We start from the raw sequence: 2,799 nt of genomic DNA, 5'->3' as shown, positions 1-2,799 counted from the left end.
CCGAGGGCGGGATCAGGATGCCCAGCACGCCGCCAGCGGCGACCGAACCGGTCGCGAGCGCCGGCGAGTAGTTGTAGCGCTCCAGCTCCGGCAGGGCGACCTTGCCCATCGTCGAGGCCGTGGCGAGCGAAGACCCGCAGACCGCGCCGAAGCCCGCGCAGGCGGCGATCGAGGCCATCGCGGTGCCGCCGCGCATCCAGCCGAACCACGCGTTCGCGGCGCGGAACATATCACGCGACAGGCCCGTCTTGGTGGCCAGCGCCCCCATCAGGACGAACATCGGCACGACCGAGAGGTCATAGATCGAGAATTGGCCGTAGGCGAGCGTCTTCAATTGGCTCAGCAGGATCGCCGGGCCGTTGATGATCGCTGTGCCGCCAGCGCCCACGACGATCATCGCATAGGCGATGGGCACACGCATCACGATGAGCCCCACGAGAATGGCGAGGCCCAGCAGGCCGAGAGTAATCGGGTCCATCAGGCACGCCCCGTCCAGTTGTCCCGCAGGCTCAGCGCTGCGGCGATGAAAAGTAGCGCCAGCGAAGCAAGCGCGGGAAGGTAGGCCCACCAGACCGGGATCTGCAGGATCGTGGTGGCGAGCGAATAGGATTTCTGGTCGAGCATCCCGAAATACATCCGCCACAGCAGAAGCGCCGCGAAGCCCAGCGCCAGCACCGAGCCGATGGCCGAGAAGCGGCGCTGCACGGCGGCGCTCAGTTTCGAGGTGAAGATGTCCGCCGTCACGTTCTGATCGGCGAGTTGGCAGTAAGGCAGGAACATGAAGGCCGCGATGGCGACCCCCATCTCCGTCAGCTCGAAGTCTCCCGCGAAGGGCAGCCCGATGAAGCCGCCCACCACGGTCCAGACGTTTACGGCGACGATCGCTGCAAGCACCCCGCCTCCGGCGAGGGCCCAGGCATAGATCGCCTTGCGCAAGAAAATCTCAGTTGCAGAATGCATGATCGTCGCCGCTCCGTTGGTTACTGGCTCGCCAGGTTCTTTTCTTCTTCAGCGGTCAGCTCGCGGGCTTCTTTCACCAGCGCCGGACCGTCGATGCCTTGGCCTTTCACCTCGTCTTCCCAACGGGTGACGACCGGCTGCATCGCATCCTTGAAGGCTTGGGTCTCATCGGCCGAGAGCGTGATCAGCTCGTTGCCATCCGCTTCGGCGGCCTTGATCCCGTTATTGTCGCTGGTGCGCCAGATATCACCGACCTGCTTCAGCCACGCCTCGTCGGAGGCCTTGCGGAACGCCGCCTTGACGTCATCGGGCAGGCTGTCCCATTTCGCCTTGTTCATCGACACCTGGAAGATCGAGGTGCCCAGACGCCAATGGTCCTGACCTTCGATCTGGTACTGGGTCTGCTGCTGCAGCTTCAGCGCGGGGATGATTTCCCACGGGATCAGCGCACCGTCGACGACCTTCTTCGAGAGCGCCTGCGGCAGTTCCGGCACCGGCATCGCGACCGGCTGCGCGTTCAGCGCCTCGATCACCCAAGCCCCCGTGCGCGACGGCGTACGCAGCTTCATGCCCTTCACGTCGGCGGGGCTGTGAACCGGGGTATCCACGGTATGGATGCCGTTGCCCGCATGGGCGTGCAGGAACATCACTTCGAGGCCCTTGTCCTCGTATTCCTGCTTCAGTTCCTTATCGAACATGTCGCGCATCGCGAGGTTGGTCGCGGCCGGGTCGTTGTTGAAGACGGTCGGCAGTTCGAACACCTCGGTGCGCGGGAAGAGACCGGGCGTGTAGCCGTTGAGCGTCCAGATCAGATCGACCACGCCGTCACGCGCCTGCTGCACCAGCTCGGGCGGGCGGCCGCCCAGTGTCATCGCGGGGTAAATGTCGATCTTGACCTTGCCGTTCGAAAGCTCCTCGACGCGCTTGGCCCAGGGCTCCAGCATCTGCGTCTGCACCGGCGCCTTGGCGCCAAGGAAATGGTGCAGCTTGAGGGTGATCTCCTGTGCGAAGCTCCCGCTTGCCCAAAGCATGGCCGCGGCGCTCAGCCCCAGTAGTTTCGTAAATTTCATCGTTATTTCCTCCCTTTGTGCCCCTCGCGCGGGGGCGGTTCGGCCTGTCAGTAAGGCAGGCCCACGTAGTTTTCGGCAAAGCTCTTGCGTGCGGTCTCCGACATCTGGAGATACTCGAACTCCGCGCGTTGCATCCGGCGCTCGAACGCCCCCGTTTCCGGAAAATCGTGCAGCATCGAGGTCATCCACCACGAGAAGCGCTCGCATTTCCAGACCCGCGACAGCGCCGTCTCGGAATAGGCGTCGAGCCCTTCGGACGTGCCGTGGTTGTAGAACCGATCGAAGGCGCGGTGCAAATAATAGACATCCGAGGCCGCGAGGTTCAGGCCCTTCGCGCCGGTCGGCGGCACGATATGGGCGCTGTCGCCCGCCAGGAACAGACGCCCGTGGCGCATCGGCTCGGAGACGAAGCTGCGCAGCGGCGCGATCGACATCTCCAGCGGCTCGCCGGTGACCAGCGTCTCGGCCACATCGGCCGGGATGCGGGTGCGCAGCTCGTCCCAGAACCGCTCGGCGGGCCAGTCTTCCAGCTTCTCGCTGAGCGCGACCTGCACGTAATAGCGGCTCAGCGTGGGCGAGCGCATCGAACACAGCGCAAAGCCCCGATCATGGGCCGCGTAGATCAGCTCGGGCGCGGCAGGCGGCGTCTCCGACAGAAGGCCGAGCCAGCCGAACGGATAGGCGCGCTCGAACTCCTGACGATGGCTTTCCGGGATCGCCTTGCGCGACGGCCCGTGGAACCCGTCGCAGCCCGCCACGAAATCGGCGG

4 protein-coding genes are annotated in these 2,799 nt (G+C 65.0%); all 4 read right to left on the bottom strand.

Features of this window, described 5'->3' with window-relative positions; translation table 11 throughout:
- On the bottom strand, positions 1 to 478 hold a 478-nt coding region (locus B3D39_RS08300), incomplete at its 3' end, for a TRAP transporter large permease subunit (protein WP_286789594.1).
- Positions 478 to 960: a TRAP transporter small permease gene (locus tag B3D39_RS08295; protein WP_286789593.1), complete on the bottom strand. Its 483-nt coding sequence runs from the start codon at positions 958 to 960 to the stop codon at positions 478 to 480. The genes B3D39_RS08300 and B3D39_RS08295, both read right to left, overlap by 1 nt.
- A 20-nt stretch (positions 961 to 980) precedes the next feature.
- A complete protein-coding gene (locus B3D39_RS08290) occupies positions 981 to 2,030 on the bottom strand; it encodes a TRAP transporter substrate-binding protein (protein ID WP_083077499.1) in 1,050 nt (349 codons plus the stop codon).
- Between the two features lie 47 nt (positions 2,031 to 2,077).
- Positions 2,078 to 2,799 (bottom strand): 4-hydroxybenzoate 3-monooxygenase (locus tag B3D39_RS08285; protein ID WP_286789592.1); only part of this gene is annotated, 722 nt, incomplete at its 5' end.

The organism is Thioclava sp. UBA3469 (assembly GCF_002378135.1).
In the GTDB taxonomy this organism is placed as follows: domain Bacteria; phylum Pseudomonadota; class Alphaproteobacteria; order Rhodobacterales; family Rhodobacteraceae; genus Thioclava; species Thioclava sediminum.
This window is presented reverse-complemented; position numbering and strand designations above follow the sequence as displayed.

Excerpts from the sequence above, each read along its gene's own strand:
- B3D39_RS08295 (WP_286789593.1), bottom strand. The coding sequence starts at position 960 with ATGCATTCTGCAACTGAGATTTTCTTGCGCAAGGCGATCTATGCCTGG.
- B3D39_RS08290 (WP_083077499.1), bottom strand. The coding sequence starts at position 2,030 with ATGAAATTTACGAAACTACTGGGGCTGAGCGCCGCGGCCATGCTTTGG.